We start from the raw sequence: 17,090 nt of genomic DNA on the forward strand, positions 1-17,090 counted from the left end.
GGAGCCTAACTCATGACTGGATACGGCAGCCTTTTCGAACGCCTGGGTGGCGACGCGGACAAACGCGTCGGCTGGAGCCGCGAGGTTTCCGCCATGGCGTCCGTGGCTGCCCATCTGGCCAAGATGCTCAGCACCCGTGCGGGCAGCGTGCAAACGCTGTCCGATTACGGGCTACCCGATCTCAATGACATGCGTCTGAGCCTGCACGACTCCCTGAGTCAGGCCCGTCTGGCCATCGAAAATTTCATCGAAGCCTACGAGCCACGCCTGAGCAATGTGCATGTCATCTCCCTGCCGCGTGACCACGATCAGCTTCGCCTGTCCTTCAGCATTGAAGGCCTGCTGGAAGTGGATGGTTTCAAGCGACAGGTCAGTTTCGTTGCGCGCCTCGATGGTCGTGGTCAGGTCAACGTCAGTTCATGAGACTGCGATGCCAGCGAAGACGGCTGGCTGCACCCGTGGGCACTGCGCTTGCCTGACGTTGAATACCAGGCGCGCACATTTTTATTTATGGGTTGATCAGCATGGATGTTCAGGGCGTTTTGTTGACCGCCACTGACTCAAACCTTTCGCCAACCAGTAAAGCAGGGAGCTGACTGTGTCTTTTAACCACTACTACCAAAGCGAACTCACGGCCCTGCGTCAAATGGGCCGCCGGTTCGCCGAACGTAGTCCAGCGTTGGCGCCTTTTCTCGGCCAGGCCGGGCGGGATCCGGATGTGGAGCGGTTGCTGGAAGGGTTTGCGTTCCTGACCGGTCGCCTGCGTCAGAAGCTCGATGACGAATTGCCAGAGCTCAGCCACTCGCTGATGCAACTGCTGTGGCCCAACTACATGCGGCCATTACCGGCGTTCAGCATTTTGCAGTTCGATCCGCTCAAGCGTTCTGGCCCGGCCCTGAAAGTCGAGCGCGATACGCCGATTGAAAGTGTTCCGATTGAAGACGTGCGTTGCCGTTTCCGCACGTGCTACCCGACCGAAGTCCAGGCGCTGGATCTGGCCGCGCTGACGTACTCGGTGAAGGGAGACGGTTCGCTGTTGAGCCTGCGCCTGGAGATGAGCGCCGACGGTCACCTCGGTGAGCTGGAGTTGAGCCGCTTGCGTCTGCACTTCGCTGGCGAGCGATACATCAGCCAGATGCTGTACCTGAGCCTGTTGCGCAATCTGGAAGGCATCGAGTTGATCCCGCTGGATGGCGCCGGTAAACCAATCAATGGCGTCAACGGCACACCGATGGCGTTCAAGATGCCCGGTGACCGGGTGCAGCCGGTGGGTTTTGCCGAAGAAGAAGCGTTGATCCCGTATCCGCTGAACACCTTCCGTGGCTACCGCTACCTGCAAGAATATTTCGCCTTCCAGGACAAGTTCCTGTTCGTCGACGTCAACGGTCTGGACATTCTCAAGGCGCTGCCGCAAGACACGCTCAAGCAGATGCGCGGCCTGGAGTTGCGCTTCGATATTCGCAAAAGCGGCATCCTGCGCATGCGCCCGACCCTGGACAACGTGAAGCTGTATTGCACGCCGATCGTCAACCTGTTCAAGCACGATGCGTTGCCAATCCGCCTGGACGGCAAACAGGACGAATACCTGTTGCTGCCCGCCGAATACGACTTGGAAAACTGCGGTGTGTTTTCGGTGGAAAGCGTCACCGGATGGAAACCCGGCGGCCTCGGCCACCAGGAATACGTGCCGTTCGAATCCTTCGAGCACGACCCGAGTTTCGACGTGGCCACTAGCCGTCCGCATTACAGCATTCGCCAGCGTTCATCGCTGTTGCACGACGGCCTCGACACATACTTGAGCTTCGGCATCCGCCACACCGAAGCCCACGAAACCCTGTCGATCGAGCTGATGTGCACCAACCAGAACCTGCCGCGCAAGCTCAAGCTCGGCGAGATCAGCCAGGCCTGTGAAGAGACGCCGGAGTTCCTCAGTTTCCGCAACATTACCCCGGCTACCCCCAGTTATGCGCCGCCGCTGAACCGTGACTTCCTGTGGAAGCTGATCAGCAACATGTCGCTTAACTATCTGTCGTTGGCCGACGTCAATGCGTTGAAGGTGATTCTCGAAACCTACGACCTGCCGCGCTATTACGACCAGCACGCGGATAAAGTCAGCAAGCGCCTGCTCGGCGGGCTCAAGTCGATTAAACACCAACACGTCGACCGCCTGCATCGCGGCTTGCCGGTGCGCGGGTTGCGCACCGAGTTGACCATCGACCCGGAAGGCTACATCGGCGAGGGCGACCTGTTCGTGTTCGCTTCGGTTCTTAACGAGTTTTTCGCGCTTTACGCCAGTCTCAATTCGTACCACGAGTTGCGGGTAAAAAGCACACAGGGAGAGGTGTACCAATGGACACCACGTATGGGCCTTCAGCCGCTGCTTTAAGCGGACTGACCCGAGGAATACGCGAGTACTCGCTGTTTCAGGCTGTGCTGCTGGTGGTTGACCGGCTGCGCGAGGCCCACCCGCGCCTGAGTCAGGACGATCTGTACGACCAGCTGGAATTCCAGGCCAACCCGAGCCTGGGTTTCCCTGGCAGCGATGTCGATCGCGTGGAGTTTTTCCACGAGCACGGGCAGATGCGCGCGCGCCTGCGGTTCAACCTGATAGGGCTGGTCGGTTCCGGTTCGCCGCTGCCGGCGTTTTATGGTGAACAGGCCTTGGGCGATAGCGAAGACGGCAACCCGACCCGCAACTTCCTCGACCTGTTCCACCATCGTCTGCAACGGCTGATGCTGCCGATCTGGCGCAAATACCGCTACCGCGCAAGCTTCGAGAGCGGTGCGCTCGACCCGTTTTCTTCGCAATTGTTTGCGTTGATTGGCCTGGGTGGCGAAGAGATCCGCAAGGCCGGCGAACTGAACTGGAAACGCCTGCTGCCGTACCTCGGCTTGCTCAGTTTGCGGGCGCACTCGGCGGCGCTGATCGAAGCCGTGCTGCGTTACTACTTCAAGCACGCCGAGCTGACCATCGAGCAGTGCATCGAGCGCCGCGTGGAAATCCTCGACGAGCAGCGCAATCGTTTGGGCCGCGCCAACAGCCTGCTCGGCGAAGACCTGGTGCTGGGCGAACACGTGCGCGACCGCAGCGGCAAATTCCGCATTCACATCCGCGAACTCGACTGGCAACGCTTTCACGAATTCCTGCCAATCGGTTTTGGCTACCAGCCGCTGTGTGCTCTGGTGCGCTTCACCCTGCGTGACCCGCTCGATTACGACATTCGCCTGGTGTTGCGCCAGGAAGAAATCCGCGAACTGCGCATCGGTGAGCAGAACGCCTGCCACCTGGGATGGACCAGTTGGCTGGGCCGCGAAAAAGCGGACGGGGTAGTCACCTTGGGCAGCAAAATTCATTAAGGACAGATGACCAATGATCAACGTAGACCTGCAACAACTTATCCAGGCGCTGGACGCCGAAACCCGTCGTGAACTGGAAAGTTCTGCCGAACGCTGCGTCGCCCGTGGCGGCAGCAAGATCCTCGTCGAAGACTTGTTGCTCGGCCTGCTGGAGCGTCCGCAAGGCCTGCTCGCACGCGCGCTGCAAGACGCCGACGTGGATGCCGGAGAGCTGAGCGCCGCCCTGCAATCACGGGTCGAGCACAGCGCCTCGCGCAACCCGGTGTTTGCCCCGGAGCTGGTGCAATGGCTGCAGGATGCCTTGCTGGTGGCCAACCTCGAACTGGGCCAGACCCAGGTCGAACAGGCCGCGCTGATCCTCGCCCTGCTGCGCAACCCGATGCGCTACGCCGGCAGCCGTTACCAGACGTTGCTGGCCAAACTGAACATTGATCGCCTGAAAGAGTTCGCCCTGTCGCAGAAAGAGCAACCGGCCACCGGTAAACCCGCCTTGCCGGGCGAGTCGCTGCTGCAGCGCTTCACCCACAACCTGACCCAACAGGCCCGCGACGGCAAAATCGACCCGGTTCTGTGCCGCGATGGCGCGATCCGGCAGATGGTCGACATCCTCGCCCGTCGTCGCAAGAACAACCCGATTGTGGTTGGTGAAGCCGGCGTCGGTAAAACCGCCATTGTTGAAGGACTGGCCTCGCGCATCGCTGCCGGTGAAGTGCCGCAAGTGTTGAAAGGCGTCGAGTTGCTGTCGCTGGACATGGGCCTGCTGCAGGCCGGCGCCAGCGTCAAAGGTGAATTCGAACGTCGCCTCAAAGGCGTGATCGACGAAGTCAAAGCCTCGCCGAAACCGATCATCCTGTTCATCGACGAAGCCCACACCCTGATCGGCGCGGGCGGCAATGCCGGCGGTTCCGACGCGGCCAACCTGTTGAAACCGGCGCTGGCGCGTGGCGAACTGCGCACCATCGCCGCCACCACTTGGGCCGAGTACAAAAAATACTTCGAGAAAGACCCGGCGCTGGCCCGTCGTTTCCAACCGGTGCAACTGCACGAACCGACCGTCAGCGAAGCGGTGACTATCCTTCGCGGTCTGGCTCAGGTCTACGAGAAGGGCCACGGCATCTACCTGCGCGATGACGCCGTCGTCGCTGCTGCGGAACTGTCCGCCCGTTACCTCGCCGGTCGCCAACTGCCGGATAAAGCCGTCGACGTGCTCGACACCGCGTGCGCCCGTGTCCGTATCAGCCTCGCCGCGGCCCCGGAAAGCCTTGAGCTCCTGCGTGGCGAACTGGCTGAAGGTGGCCGTCAGCGTCAGGCACTGCGCCGTGATGCCGAAGCTGGCTTGTCGATCGATCACGAAGCGCTGGACGCGTTGGAAGCGCGCCTGGATGAAGCCGAAAACGAAATGGCCGCGCTGGAAATCCTCTGGACAGAACAGAAGGAGCTGGCCGAACGCCTGTTGGACCTGCGCCAGCAACTGGCCAAGGCCCGCAAAGCAGCCGCCGTCGAACCAACCGTCACGGTTGAAGAAGACGCCGAAGGCACGGTGATCGAAACCCTGCCGGTCGACGAATCGCAATGCGTCGAAGCCCTGGAAACCCAGCTCAACGACACTCACAAAGCCCTGACCGAGGCCCAGGTCAAAGAGCGTCTGGTGAGCTTCGAAGTCTGCCCGCGTCTGGTGGCTGAAGTGATCAGCGCCTGGACCGGCGTGCCATCGGCGCAATTGGCACGCGAGCACAATACCAAGGTCGCCAGTTTCGCCACCGATCTGCGCACGCGCATTCGTGGTCAGGAGCAAGCTGTTCACGCCCTGGACCGCTCGATGCGCGCCACTGCTGCTGGCCTCAACAAACCCGACGCGCCAGTGGGCGTGTTCCTGCTGGTCGGCCCGAGCGGCGTCGGCAAGACCGAAACCGCGCTGGCCCTGGCTGATTTGCTCTACGGCGGTGATCGTTTTATCACCACCATCAACATGTCCGAGTTCCAGGAGAAGCACACCGTGTCGCGCCTGATCGGTGCGCCGCCGGGCTACGTCGGTTACGGCGAGGGCGGCATGCTCACCGAAGCCGTGCGTCAGAAACCGTACTCCGTCGTGCTGCTCGATGAAGTCGAAAAGGCTGACCCGGACGTACTCAACCTGTTCTACCAAATCTTCGACAAAGGTGTGGCCAACGATGGCGAAGGTCGCGAGATCGACTTCCGCAACACGTTGATCCTGATGACCTCGAACCTGGGCAGCGACCGCATCAGCGAACTCTGTGAAAACGGCGCGCGGCCGTCCGCCGAGGTGCTCGAAGAAACCATCCGCCCGGTGCTCAGCAAACACTTCAAACCGGCGCTGTTGGCGCGCATGCGCGTGGTGCCTTACTACCCGGTCGGCGGCCCGGTGCTGCGCGAGCTGATCGAAATCAAACTCGGCCGTTTGGGCGAGCGTTTGAACCGTCGTCAGCTGGATTTCACCTACTGCCAGAACCTCGTCGATCACCTGGCCGAGCGCTGCACGCAAAACGACAGCGGCGCACGCCTGATCGACCATTTGCTCGACCTGCACGTGCTGCCACTGGTGGCCGACCGCTTGCTCGACGCAATGGCCACCGGTGAAAGCCTCAAGCGTGTGCATGCCACGCTCGATGGTGACGCCAGCGTGATCTGCGAGTTCGCCTGAGGTGGGTGTGATGTTCACTCAAGTGCCGCAACCGTTGATCTATGCCGAAGCCTTGTTGGCGCAGTTCGCCAGCCTGTCGCGGGCGGCGGACGGTGCTGCGCTGTTGGGTGACTTCGTGCGCGGGGTGGCCGAACTCAGCGGTTGCGAATTGACGCAGCTGTACCTGCTGGACGCCACTCACACGTGCCTGGGAATGAACGCCGAGTGCCTCAACGGCATTCTGCAACCTCGGGAAGCGGCGAGCCTGCCAGCCGATTACAACGGTGAACAACTGCTGCAATTCGCCCTGTGCCAGAACCGCGTGGTGAGCCTCGGCGAGTTGAGCGGCAGCCTGCACGAAACCAGTTTCCTGCCGCCGCAGGCAACGCCTTGGCAGTCGCTGTTGTGCGTGCCGCTGGTGAATCACCTGAACGCGGTCGAAGGTTTGCTGCTGTGCGTCAGTCGCCAGCACATCGACCTGAAAGGCTTCGCCGATTCCCTCGGGCAGTTGGGCTCGTTCGTGCTCGGTCAGTTGCATTTGCTGCAACGCTTACGTCGTCCTGCGGGTGACTCAAAACCCGCGCCAGTGAGCGTGCCGAGCGCCAGTGATTACGGTTTGATCGGAAAAAGCGCTGCCATGCGCCAGACCTATTCGCTGATCAGCAAAGTCTTGCACAGCCCGTACACCGTGCTGTTGCGCGGCGAAACTGGCACCGGCAAGGAAGTGGTCGCACGGGCGATTCACGATTGTGGTCCGCGCCGTTCTCAAGCCTTCATCGTGCAGAACTGCGCGGCGCTCCCCGAGAACCTGCTGGAAAGCGAGCTGTTCGGCTACCGTAAAGGCGCCTTCACCGGCGCCGACCACGACCGAGCCGGGCTGTTCGATGCGGCCAACGGCGGTACCTTGTTGCTCGATGAAATCGGCGACATGCCGTTGTCGTTGCAAGCCAAGTTGCTGCGCGTGTTGCAGGAAGGCGAGATCCGCCCGCTGGGTTCCAACGACACCCACAAGATCGACGTGCGCATCATCGCCGCGACCCACCGTGATTTGTCGCTGCTGGTCAGCGAAGGCAAGTTCCGCGAGGACTTGTACTACCGCCTTGCGCAATTCCCGATCGAGTTGCCTGCCCTGCGTCAGCGCGAGGGCGACATTCCCAACCTGGCGCGGTACTTCGCCGACAAGGCCTGCAAGTTCTTGCAACGCGATGCGGTGCACTGGTCCGACGCGGCACTGGATCACCTGTCCGGTTACGCCTTTCCCGGCAACGTGCGCGAAATCAAAGGCCTGGTCGAGCGTGCGGTGTTGCTGTGCGAAGGCGGCGAATTGCTGGTGGAGCATTTCTCCCTGCGTTCGACCCCGATACCGGATGACAACAGTGTGAACCTGTGCGAACTCAGGGCGGTCATGCCGCCAGACAATCGTTTGAAGTTGCGCGAGCGCCTGGAAGCCATGCTGGAAGACAGCAGCCTGGACCTGCGTGGACGTCTGGAGCAGGTCGAACGCAGTTTTTTGCTCGATTGCTTGTGTAAAAACAATGGCAATCAGACTCTCGCGGCCCGCGAACTCGGGTTACCGCGTCGCACGCTGCTGTACCGCCTCGGGCGACTGAATATCAATCTTGGGGATTTCAATGGTTAGGCAAATGACCGTCAACTTTATCTCGTCCGCTTCTGATAGCACCACCCAGCCGGGCTGGCGCTTTGTGCTTTGTCTGCCTCTGGAGACCCTCTGATGCCCGTTCGTCACTGGCAAGCCGTCCTGCTGACCCTCGTCGTTCTATGCGGCCTCGGCGGCTGTAGCGGCAATTACAAATACAACGACAACACCTATCGCCCATTGGGTGATCCGCACGCGGTCAATCGCGGCAAGTGACCGCAAGGAGAATCACCATGGAACTGGTTTTCGAAATGCTCAACACCAAGCAGTTCGTGCCCACCGATTTATGCCAGAAGACCTTCAAACAGGCCGGTGGCGTGATCGGTCGTGGTGAGGATTGCGACTGGATCATCCCGGACAGCAAGCGTCACCTGTCCAATCACCACGTGATGATCAGCTACCGCGAAGGCGCGTTTTTTCTCACCGACACCAGCAGCAACGGTGTCCAGGACGGCGAAAGCGGTGCACGTCTGCGCAAAGGCGAAGCGGTGCGCATTGAACACGGTAGCGTCTATGTGCTGGGGGATTTCGAGATCCGTGCGCGGCTGGTGCGCGATCCGGCAACCTTCGACGTCGGTCGTCCGCAGGCGGCAGGCAGCATCATTCCGGATAACGCCTTCCTCGACCTCGACCCGCTCAATGCCCTCGATCAGCAAGAACGCGTGTATTCGGAAATCGAGGAATTGATCTCCCCAAGCACCACAATCGAAGACACCCGTCAGCGTGCCGACTACGCGCGCATCGACATGGAAAGCCTGATGGTTCCGGAGTTGATCAACGCTCCGGCCGAAATCGTACCGGCCCCAGCGCTGAAAGCCGTCGAGCGTCAGAGTGAGGGTTTCTGGGAGCATTTCGGTGCTGCGCTGGGTGTGGACCTCAAAGGCCTTGACCACGATGCCCGCGAAGGCGTGGCGCTGAATGCGGCACGCTTGCTCAAGCAAAGCGTCGGCTGTTTACAGCAGAGCCTGCGCACCCGCAGCGAACTGAAAAACGAACTGCGGCTGGCCCAGACCACTGTGCAAGGCTCGCAAAAGAACCCGCTGAAATGCGCCGTCGATGCCGGTGAAGCGCTGGGCATTTTGTTGCAGTCGAACAAGCCGGGCCAGTTGCGTGCCGAGCAAGCGATCTCCCGCGCGTTCCGCGATTTGCAGGCGCATCAGGTGGCTTTGCTGACCGCCAGCCGCGCCGCTGTTCGCGGCACGCTGGAGCATTTCTCGCCACAGCAATTGACCCTGCGTTTCGAGCGCGACAATAAGCCTTTGCTCGCCACCTCCGGCAGTCGCTGGAGAGCCTACGGTCGTTATCACCAGGCCCTGCGTCAGGACGATGACTGGAGCGAACGCCTGTTGGCCCGTGACTTCGCTCAGGCCTACGAAGAGCAGATCCGCCTGATTTCCACCCTACACACCGACCACCAAGGATGATGCGCATGTCTCGCTGCTCGACCACTTTTTTCAAGACGCTGACGGCGCTAATGGCCCTGGTGCTGCTGGCCGGCTGCTCATTGCTGTCGCCGTATTCGACAGTCACCAAGCTCAACCTGAAACTGACCGCCAGCGATCAGTTGAACCTGGACCTCAACGGACGTCCGTCGCCGATTGTCGTGCGTCTGTTCGAGCTCAAGCACCCGGTGACCTTCGAAAACGCCGACTTCTTCAGCCTGTATGAACGCGCCAAGGAATCCCTGGCCCCAGACCTGGTGGCCAGCGAAGAACTCGAGTTGCGCCCGGGCGAAACCGTTGAACTTAAACTCAGCGTGGAGGAGGGCAGCCGCTACGTTGGCGTGCTCGCCGCCTACCGCGATCTGCCGGAAACCAAATGGCGCTACACCGTGCAAATCACCCCGGTGGAAGTCACCGACGCTGACCTGACGCTTGATCAGGCCGGTATCCGCAGCAGCCTCGAAACGCTCGCCAAGGCGGATGACTGATCATGAATACCCATAAAGTCATTTGGCAGGAAGGCATGCTGCTGCGTCCGCAGCACTTCCAGCACAACGATCGCTACTACGACCACCAGATGAAAACCCGTACCCAGTTGTTGGGCAGCTACATCTGGGGCTTCCTCAGCCTGGACATCGACTTGCAGTTCCTCAACATGGGCAAACTGGTGATCAGCCAGGCCTCGGGGATTCTGCCGGATGGCAGCCTGTTCGAACTCGGCGGCAACACCGAGCCGTTGGCCCTGGACGTGCCGCCGAACACCGGCAACACGCCGATTTATCTGGCGCTGCCGCTGGTCACCGGTAACCACGTCGAGTCACGCCGCCCGGAGCAAACCGACGTGTTGGCGCGCTACACCGCGTACGAAGCCGAAGTCGCTGACTCCAATGCTGGTGATGATTCCTCCAGTCAGGTGCGCTGCGGTCGTCCGGATTTCAAGCTGTTGCTCGGCGAGCAGCAGAGCGATCAGGCTTATGTGAAACTGAAAATATGCGACGTGCTCGACACCACGCCCGACGGAGTGATCAGCCTCGCCCCGGATTTCGTGCCGACCTACATCCAGGCGCATTCCTCCAGCTACCTGCTGTCGTGCCTCAAAGAAGTGATCAGCATGCTCGGTCACCGCGGTGACACCATCGCCGACCGAATCCGCTCCAACGGCAAGGTCGGTGGCGCGGAAGTCGGTGACTTCATGATGCTGCAACTGATCAACCGCACCGAAATGCTGCTGCGTCACTACCTTGGCCTGGAGCAGGTTCACCCGGAAGAGTTGTACCGCACGCTGCTGACCATGCTCGGCGATTTGGCGACGTTTTCCAGCGAGAGCAAACGCCCGCGCCTGGACAGCCGTTACCAGCACAGCGATCAGGGCGCGAGCTTTCGCAAGCTGATGGAAGCGATCCGTCAGGTGTTGTCAATGGTGCTCGAACAGCACGCTATCGAACTGATCCTGCAAGAGCGGCAGTACGGGATCATCGTCTCGCCGTTGCACGACCACAAACTGCTGGGCTCGGCGTCGTTCGTGCTGGCGGCCAGTGCCAACTGCGACTCCGAAGAACTGCGCCACCGCTTGCCGGCGCACCTCAAGGTCGGCCCGGTGGAGCGCATCCGCCAACTGGTCAACCTGCACCTGCCGGGCATCAAGGTCAAACCGTTGCCGGTGGCCCCGCGGCAGATCGCGTTCCACTCCAACAAAACCTATTTCATCCTCGAACTCAGTTCGGGAGACCTGGCAGACCTGGAGCGCTCCGGCGGCTTCGCGTTCCACGTTTCCGGTGAATTTGCCGAGCTCGAACTGAAATTCTGGGCCATCAGGAACTGACTGAAATGATTAAGGACATGGAACACCATCAGGACGATAAAACCGTCTTGCTCGACCGCCAGGGCCACGGCCCGGCGCAAAGTCCGCTGACCGATTTCGCTGCACCGCCGCGTTTCGAACAGCTCGAAGAACGCATGATCTACGCCGCGCGCCTGCGCCCGGCGGAAGCGTTCAACATCAGCCTCAATTCGCTGGTGGCCACCGCCTCGGAGCTGCTGTCGGAAGTAGTGCGCCTCAAGCACAGCGACACCCGCGAAGACATGTACGCGCTCAACGAGCGACTGACCGCCGGACTCAAGCTGTTTGAGGTGCGCGCACTGCACAACGGCGCTGAAAGCAGCCAGGTGATGGCCGCGCGTTATGTGTTGTGCACTGTGGTCGACGAAGCCGTCGTGACCACACCGTGGGGCAACGAAAGCGAGTGGTCGCAGATGAGCCTGCTCAGCAGCTTCCACAACGAAACCTTCGGTGGCGAGAAGTTCTTCCAGCTGCTGGACCGCCTGTCGAGAAACCCGGTCAAGCACCTGCCGATGCTGGAATTGATGTACCTGTGCCTGTCTCTCGGTTTCGAAGGCAAGTACCGCGTACAAGCGCGCGGCATGCTCGAACTCGACGGCATCCGCGATGCCTTGTATCGGCAGATCCGTCAACTTCGTGGCGACGTGCCGCGTGAGCTGTCGCCGCATTGGGAAGGCCTGAACGATCGGCGCCGCAGCCTGGTGCGCATCGTGCCGGCGTGGATGGTGGTGCTGTTCACCTTCGTCTGCCTGGTGGTGATGTATTCCGGTTTCGCCTGGGTATTGGGCGAGCAGCGCGACAGCGTTCTGCAACCTTATCAGCCGCTTGATTCGGCCGCGGTCCAGCCGCTGTCGCAGCCGTAAACAGGGACGTGTGATGAAAAAGTTTTTTAAGAAACTCGGCGCATTTTTGTGCAAGACCTGGGTCTGGACCTTGCTGGTGGTGCTGTTTGTCGCGCTTCTGGTGTGGTTCGTCGGGCCGCTGCTGGCGGTGGATGACTACAAGTTCTGGGAAGGCTCGACCTCGCGCTTGCTGACCATCAGCGTGCTGTTCCTGATCTGGGGCCTGACCATGGTCTTCGTTAGTTGGCGCGCCGGTGTGCGTAAAAAAGCCGTCGAAGACACCGAAGACGGCCAGGATCGCATCCGCCGCGAAGAGCTGATCGACGAAGAAGAGAAGGAGTTGAAGGTGCGTTTCAAGGACGCCCTGAAAACCCTCAAGACGTCGAGCCTGTATCGCGGCCGCAGCGAACGCTGGCGCAGTGATTTGCCATGGTACTTGCTGATCGGCCCGCAGGGCAGTGGTAAGACCAGCTTGCTGGACTTCTCGGGCCTCGAATTTCCGATCAACAAGATCGACCGCAAACTGACCCGCGATACCCTCGGCACCCGTCATTGCGACTGGTACTTCGCCGACCACGGTGTACTGATCGACACTGCCGGGCGTTACCTGACCCAGTCGGATGCCGAAGTCGATGGCAGTGCCTGGAGCACCTTGCTCGACCTGCTGCGCAAGCGTCGCCGCAACCGCCCATTGAACGGCGTGCTGGTGACCATTCCAGTGGAAACCCTGCTGGGTGGCAGCGAGCAAGACCTCGACACCCTGGCCCGCCAGGTACGTGCGCGCTTGCAGGACGTGCATCAGAAACTCCACATCGACGTGCCGATTTATCTGGTGCTGAGCAAGGCCGACAAACTGCTCGGTTTCGACGAATTCTTCGATCAACTGACCCGCGAAGAAAGCGATCAGGTGCTCGGCACCAGCTTCCGCAAAGAGCAGAGTGGCACCGACGTGGCCGTACTGCGCGCCGAGTTTGAAGCGCTGCTGCGTCGTCTCAACAGCCAAGTGATCATGTACATGCACCAGGAACGCGACACCCAGCGCCGTGGCCGCATCCTCGACTTCCCGCATCAACTGGGACAGATCGGCGAGCGCCTGTGCCTGTTTGTCGACATGGCGTTCACCGGCAACCGCTACCAGCGTGTCAGCCAGTTGCGCGGTTTCTACCTGACCAGCGCGCCGCACCTGACCCAGGAAATGGACCCGGCCACCGCCGGCATCGGTGCCAATCTGGGCATGAACGCGGGCGTGCTGCCGACCTTGCGCAGTGGCCGTTCGCGCTTCATTCACCACCTGTTCAGTCGGGTGATTTTCCCCGAGGCCGATCTGGCCGGTCTGGACAAGCGCGAACGCAGTCGCATCCATTGGGGACAGCGGGCGCTTTACATGGGCGCGCTGGCGGCATTGGCGCTGTTCGGCATGCTGTGGGCGGGCGGTTTCTCCGCCAACTACGAGCGTCTGGAAAGCCTGCGCAACCTGGCCTCCCAATGGACGCAACAGCGTTCGGTCCTGACGGCCCGCGATGATTCCATGGCCGTGCTCAAGCCCCTCGGCACTGCTTACGCGGCAACTCTGGTCTTTCCGAAAAAAGGCGACGCGAGTTACCACGAGCGTGGCGGTCTGTACCAAGGCGAAGAGGTCAACCCAGTGGTCAGGGCAGCGTACGAGCGCGAGCTCGAAGCGCAACTGCTACCGAAGGTCGCAACGCTGCTGGAAGGGCAGATCCGCACCAACATGCAGGACCGCGAACGCCTGCTCAACAGCCTGCGCGCATACCTGATGCTGAACATGAAAGACCGTCGCGACGGTCCGTGGCTCAAGGATTGGGTTGCCACCGAGTGGTCCCAGCGTTATACCGGCAACGCCGCTGTGCAGAACGCTTTGAATACCCACTTCGAACGCTTGCTCCAGCAGCCGTTTATCTACCCGCTGAACGATCAACTGGTGGCTCAGGCACGTCAGGTCTTGCGCAACGAATCGCTGGCCAACGTGGTTTACCGGATGCTGCGTGAACAGGCGCGCAACCTGCCGGAGTATCGCCTCAGCCAACATTTGGGTCCGCAAGGCTTGCTGTTTGTCGGCACCGATTACGTGATCCCGGGCTTCTACACCCAACAGGGTTATCAGCAGTATTTCTCGGTTCAGGGCAGTGCGTTGGTCACCGAGATCCTGCGTGACAACTGGGTGCTGGGCGAAGGTTCGGGCATCAGCGGCATGGACTTGCGTCGCCTGATGGTCGAACTGGAGCAACTGTACTTTCGGGACTACGCCAACTTCTGGAGCGAAGCGGTCGGCCAGGTCGCCTTGCCACCGATCAACGACGCGGGCGAGGGCGCCGAGCAACTGGCGGGCCTGACTTCGGCCAATTCGCCAGTGCTGCAACTGCTGGTGGAAGTGCGCGAGAACACGCGCTTCCCGGTGGCCGCTGACAGCGCTGAATACGCCGCTGATGCAGCTGGGAAACTGGCAGAGAAGGGCGGAAAACTGGGCAGACTCGCGGCAGCGGCGGCGGATAAAGCTGCCGACATGACCAAGAACCTTCCGGACACCGCCAAGAAATCCCTGCAACGTCGCTTCGAACCGCTGCACCGTTTGCTGGATGACAACAACGGCCCGACCGCTGATTTGACCCCGGCCCTGACTGCACTCAACGACTTGCAAATGCAGCTGGCGAGCCTGGCACGTGCCAGTTCCCCGGAGCAAGCCGCGCTCGAAATGGCCAAAACCCGCATGAGCGGCCAGCGCGATGCGCTGAGCGCCCTGCGCAATGCCTCGAATCGTCTGCCGCGTCCGGTCAGCGTGTGGTTCAACGTGCTCGCCGAAGACACCTGGCGCCTGGTGCTCAACGATTCTTACCAGTACCTGAACCAGCGCTATCAGAGCGAGCTGTACAGCTTCTATGGCAAGGCGATCAACAAGCGTTATCCGTTCAGCGCCCACAGCACCAGCGACGTGGCGATCAGCGACTTCCGCGAGTTCTTCAAGGCGCAGGGCATCAACGATCGCTTCTTCGACACCTACATGCGTCCGTTCGTGAGTGGCGATCCGGGTAACTTCCGTCTGCGCGTCATCGATGGTCACAGCCTGCCGATCTCCAGAGCCTACCTCGACCAGATGGCCGCGGCGCAAGTGATTCGCCAGAGCTTCTTCTCGATCAACCCGGCCGAGCCGCAAGTACAGTTCAAACTGGAGCCGTACACCCTCGACCCGGCCGTCAGCCGTTCCGAATTCAAGTTTGGCGACAAGACCATTGAATACCGTCACGGCCCGATCGTGCCGGTGTCGTTCAAATGGCCGACCGACGCTGAAGACGGTCGCACCAGCCTGGTCCTCGACAAAATGGCCGGCCGACCGATCGGCATCGAAAAGAACACTGGCCCGTGGTCGCTGTTCCGTCTGTTCGACTTGATGCAGACCGAGTACCTGAGTGGTCGCGACGTGCTGGTGCTCAAGGCTGATGTAGGCGGCCTGCGCGCCAATTATCTGCTCAGCAGCCAGCGCACGCCGAACCCGTTCGACATGGGCGTACTGCGTACCTTCCGTATGCCGGTGCAGCTCTGATGCTGGTTGCCAGTCCCTGGCGCAGCGCTGCGCGTACCGACGCCGGCAAGGTGCGGGCGCGCAACGAAGATGCCTTACTCGACTGTCCACAGCAGGGGCTGTGGGTGGTCGCGGACGGCATGGGCGGTCATCAGGGGGGCGACATCGCCAGCCAGTTGATCGTCGCCAGCCTGGCGGAATTGCCGGTGCAGGGTGAATTCGACGAACGCCTCAAAGGCATTCGCCAGTGCCTGCACTGGTTGAACCGCCGCTTGGGCCAGGAGTTGACCGTCACCGCCGGGCGCCACGACAGCATCATGGGCAGCACCGTGGTGGCGCTGCTGGTGGACGGCAGTCGCGCGGCCTGCATCTGGGCCGGCGACAGCCGTTGCTACCTGTGGCGTGGCCAGCGTTTGTATCAACTGTCCAAGGACCACTCGCTGCAACAGCAACTCATCGACGAACAAAACATGAGCGTCGAGGACGCCAAGGCTCATCCAGCCGCCCATGCCCTGACTCGAGCGGTCGGGGCGGCCGAGCAATTGACCCTGGACGTGCTCGAACTCGAGGTCTACCCCGGCGATGCGTTTCTGTTGTGCAGCGATGGTTTGTACAACGGGCTCAGCAGCGATGCCTTGGGCAACGCCCTGAGCCTGACCGCGCCGCACGTTGCGCTGGAGCGCCTGTTCGACGGCGCTCTGCGTGGCTCGGCCCGGGACAACCTGACAGCCGTGGTAATCCGCCAATGACCCAACTCATGCCGCCGCTCGACGACCTGCTGGTGAGCGAAGAGCAGGCCAGCAACCTGACTTACTTTGCGTTTGCCACGCCTCTGAACGGAAAGCCGCACAAGGCCAAACCGACCAAGGCCAGCCTCGGCGAAATGCCCGACGTACTCGCAGGCCGTTACCGCATCGAACGCTTGCTCGGCGCCGGTGGCATGGGTGCGGTTTACCGCGCACGGGATTTGCTGAGCGAACAGTTCGGCGATACCGACCCTTACATCGCGCTGAAAATCCTCAGCGAAGAATTTGCCGAATCGCCGGACGCCAGCGCCTTGCTCTACAGCGAGTTCGCCCTGACCCGACGCCTGCGCCACGACAACGTACTGCGTTTGCACAGCTTTGAAGTGGACACCGAATGCCCGCGCGCCTTCATTACCATGGAACTCATGCGTGGTCTGACCCTGGACAAATTACTTTGCGAGCGGCCCCTGGGCCTGCCGTGGAAAGAACTGCGCGACATCGCACTGCCGCTGCTTGACGCGCTGGCCTACTCCCACTCGCGCGGCGTGCTACACGGCGACATGAAACCGAGCAACGTGATGCTCAGCGAAGAAGGCGTGCGCCTGTTCGACTTCGGTCTGGGCCAGGCCGAAGAAGGCATCTTGCCTGGCCTGCCACACCTGAGCCGCGACCGTTTCAATGCCTGGACCCCCGGCTACGCCGCCCCGGAACTGCTCGAAGGCCAACCACTGACGGTCAGCGCCGATGTTTACGGCGTGGCGTGCGTACTTTACGAATTGGCGGGCGGCAAACACCCGTTCCGACGCTTGCCCTCGACCGAGGCTCGCGACGGCCAGCTCGAACGCGAGCTGCACCCACCGCGAAACCTGCCCAAACACTGCTGGCCAGCCCTGCGAGCGGCGCTGGCTTTCAACGTGGCGGACCGAACGATCACTGCCAAACAAATGCATGACGCTTTCGCTGTCACTTCGTGCTGGCTGCAACGCTTGATGCATTGGCGTCACGTATGACTACCGAACTGAATGGC

The 17,090-nt window shown here is 61.2% G+C and carries 13 protein-coding genes; all 13 read left to right on the top strand.

What is annotated here, in order from left to right; all coding sequences use genetic code 11:
* Positions 1-12 precede the first annotated feature (12 nt).
* The 13 genes from tssE to ACZRMS_RS02990 all read left to right on the top strand — a co-directional run bounded on the left by tssE (position 13) and on the right by ACZRMS_RS02990 (position 17,073).
* Complete coding sequence (gene tssE / locus ACZRMS_RS02930; protein ID WP_463994047.1) at positions 13-423, top strand: type VI secretion system baseplate subunit TssE; 411 nt, start codon at positions 13-15, stop codon at positions 421-423.
* Positions 424-598: 175 nt separating this feature from the next.
* The gene (gene tssF, locus ACZRMS_RS02935; protein ID WP_463994048.1) at positions 599-2,386 is read left to right on the top strand and encodes a type VI secretion system baseplate subunit TssF; all 1,788 of its coding nucleotides are present in this window, start codon (positions 599-601) and stop codon (positions 2,384-2,386) included.
* Positions 2,350-3,357, top strand: a complete 1,008-nt coding sequence (gene tssG, locus ACZRMS_RS02940; protein WP_463994049.1) for a type VI secretion system baseplate subunit TssG — start codon at positions 2,350-2,352, stop codon at positions 3,355-3,357. The genes tssF and tssG overlap by 37 nt, the downstream gene beginning before the upstream one ends.
* A gap of 13 nt (positions 3,358-3,370) precedes the next feature.
* The gene (gene tssH / locus ACZRMS_RS02945; protein WP_463994050.1) at positions 3,371-6,019 is read left to right on the top strand and encodes a type VI secretion system ATPase TssH; all 2,649 of its coding nucleotides are present in this window, start codon (positions 3,371-3,373) and stop codon (positions 6,017-6,019) included.
* Between the two features lie 10 nt (positions 6,020-6,029).
* The gene (locus ACZRMS_RS02950; RefSeq protein WP_463994051.1) at positions 6,030-7,637 is read left to right on the top strand and encodes a sigma-54 interaction domain-containing protein; all 1,608 of its coding nucleotides are present in this window, start codon (positions 6,030-6,032) and stop codon (positions 7,635-7,637) included.
* A 93-nt stretch (positions 7,638-7,730) separates the two neighbouring features.
* Positions 7,731-7,871 carry a type VI secretion protein gene (locus tag ACZRMS_RS02955; RefSeq protein ID WP_463994052.1) on the top strand — a complete coding sequence of 47 codons (141 nt, stop codon included), beginning with the start codon at positions 7,731-7,733 and terminating at the stop codon, positions 7,869-7,871.
* A 17-nt stretch (positions 7,872-7,888) separates the two neighbouring features.
* A complete protein-coding gene (tagH, locus tag ACZRMS_RS02960; protein ID WP_463994053.1) occupies positions 7,889-9,079 on the top strand; it encodes a type VI secretion system-associated FHA domain protein TagH in 1,191 nt (396 codons plus the stop codon).
* A 5-nt stretch (positions 9,080-9,084) separates the two neighbouring features.
* Complete coding sequence (tssJ, locus tag ACZRMS_RS02965; protein WP_463994054.1) at positions 9,085-9,585, top strand: type VI secretion system lipoprotein TssJ; 501 nt, start codon at positions 9,085-9,087, stop codon at positions 9,583-9,585.
* A gap of 2 nt (positions 9,586-9,587) precedes the next feature.
* The gene (gene tssK, locus ACZRMS_RS02970) at positions 9,588-10,919 is read left to right on the top strand and encodes a type VI secretion system baseplate subunit TssK (protein WP_463994055.1); all 1,332 of its coding nucleotides are present in this window, start codon (positions 9,588-9,590) and stop codon (positions 10,917-10,919) included.
* 5 nt (positions 10,920-10,924) lie between these two features.
* The gene (icmH, locus tag ACZRMS_RS02975) at positions 10,925-11,800 is read left to right on the top strand and encodes a type IVB secretion system protein IcmH/DotU (RefSeq protein ID WP_463994056.1); all 876 of its coding nucleotides are present in this window, start codon (positions 10,925-10,927) and stop codon (positions 11,798-11,800) included.
* Positions 11,801-11,813: 13 nt separating this feature from the next.
* Complete coding sequence (gene tssM, locus ACZRMS_RS02980; protein WP_463994057.1) at positions 11,814-15,338, top strand: type VI secretion system membrane subunit TssM; 3,525 nt, start codon at positions 11,814-11,816, stop codon at positions 15,336-15,338.
* A complete protein-coding gene (locus tag ACZRMS_RS02985) occupies positions 15,338-16,066 on the top strand; it encodes a PP2C family protein-serine/threonine phosphatase (protein WP_463994058.1) in 729 nt (242 codons plus the stop codon). Before tssM ends, ACZRMS_RS02985 begins: the two co-directional genes overlap by 1 nt.
* Positions 16,063-17,073 carry a serine/threonine-protein kinase gene (locus ACZRMS_RS02990; protein ID WP_463994059.1) on the top strand — a complete coding sequence of 337 codons (1,011 nt, stop codon included), beginning with the start codon at positions 16,063-16,065 and terminating at the stop codon, positions 17,071-17,073. The genes ACZRMS_RS02985 and ACZRMS_RS02990 overlap by 4 nt, the downstream gene beginning before the upstream one ends.
* Positions 17,074-17,090 lie beyond the last annotated feature (17 nt).

The organism is Pseudomonas sp. B424 (assembly GCF_055408345.1).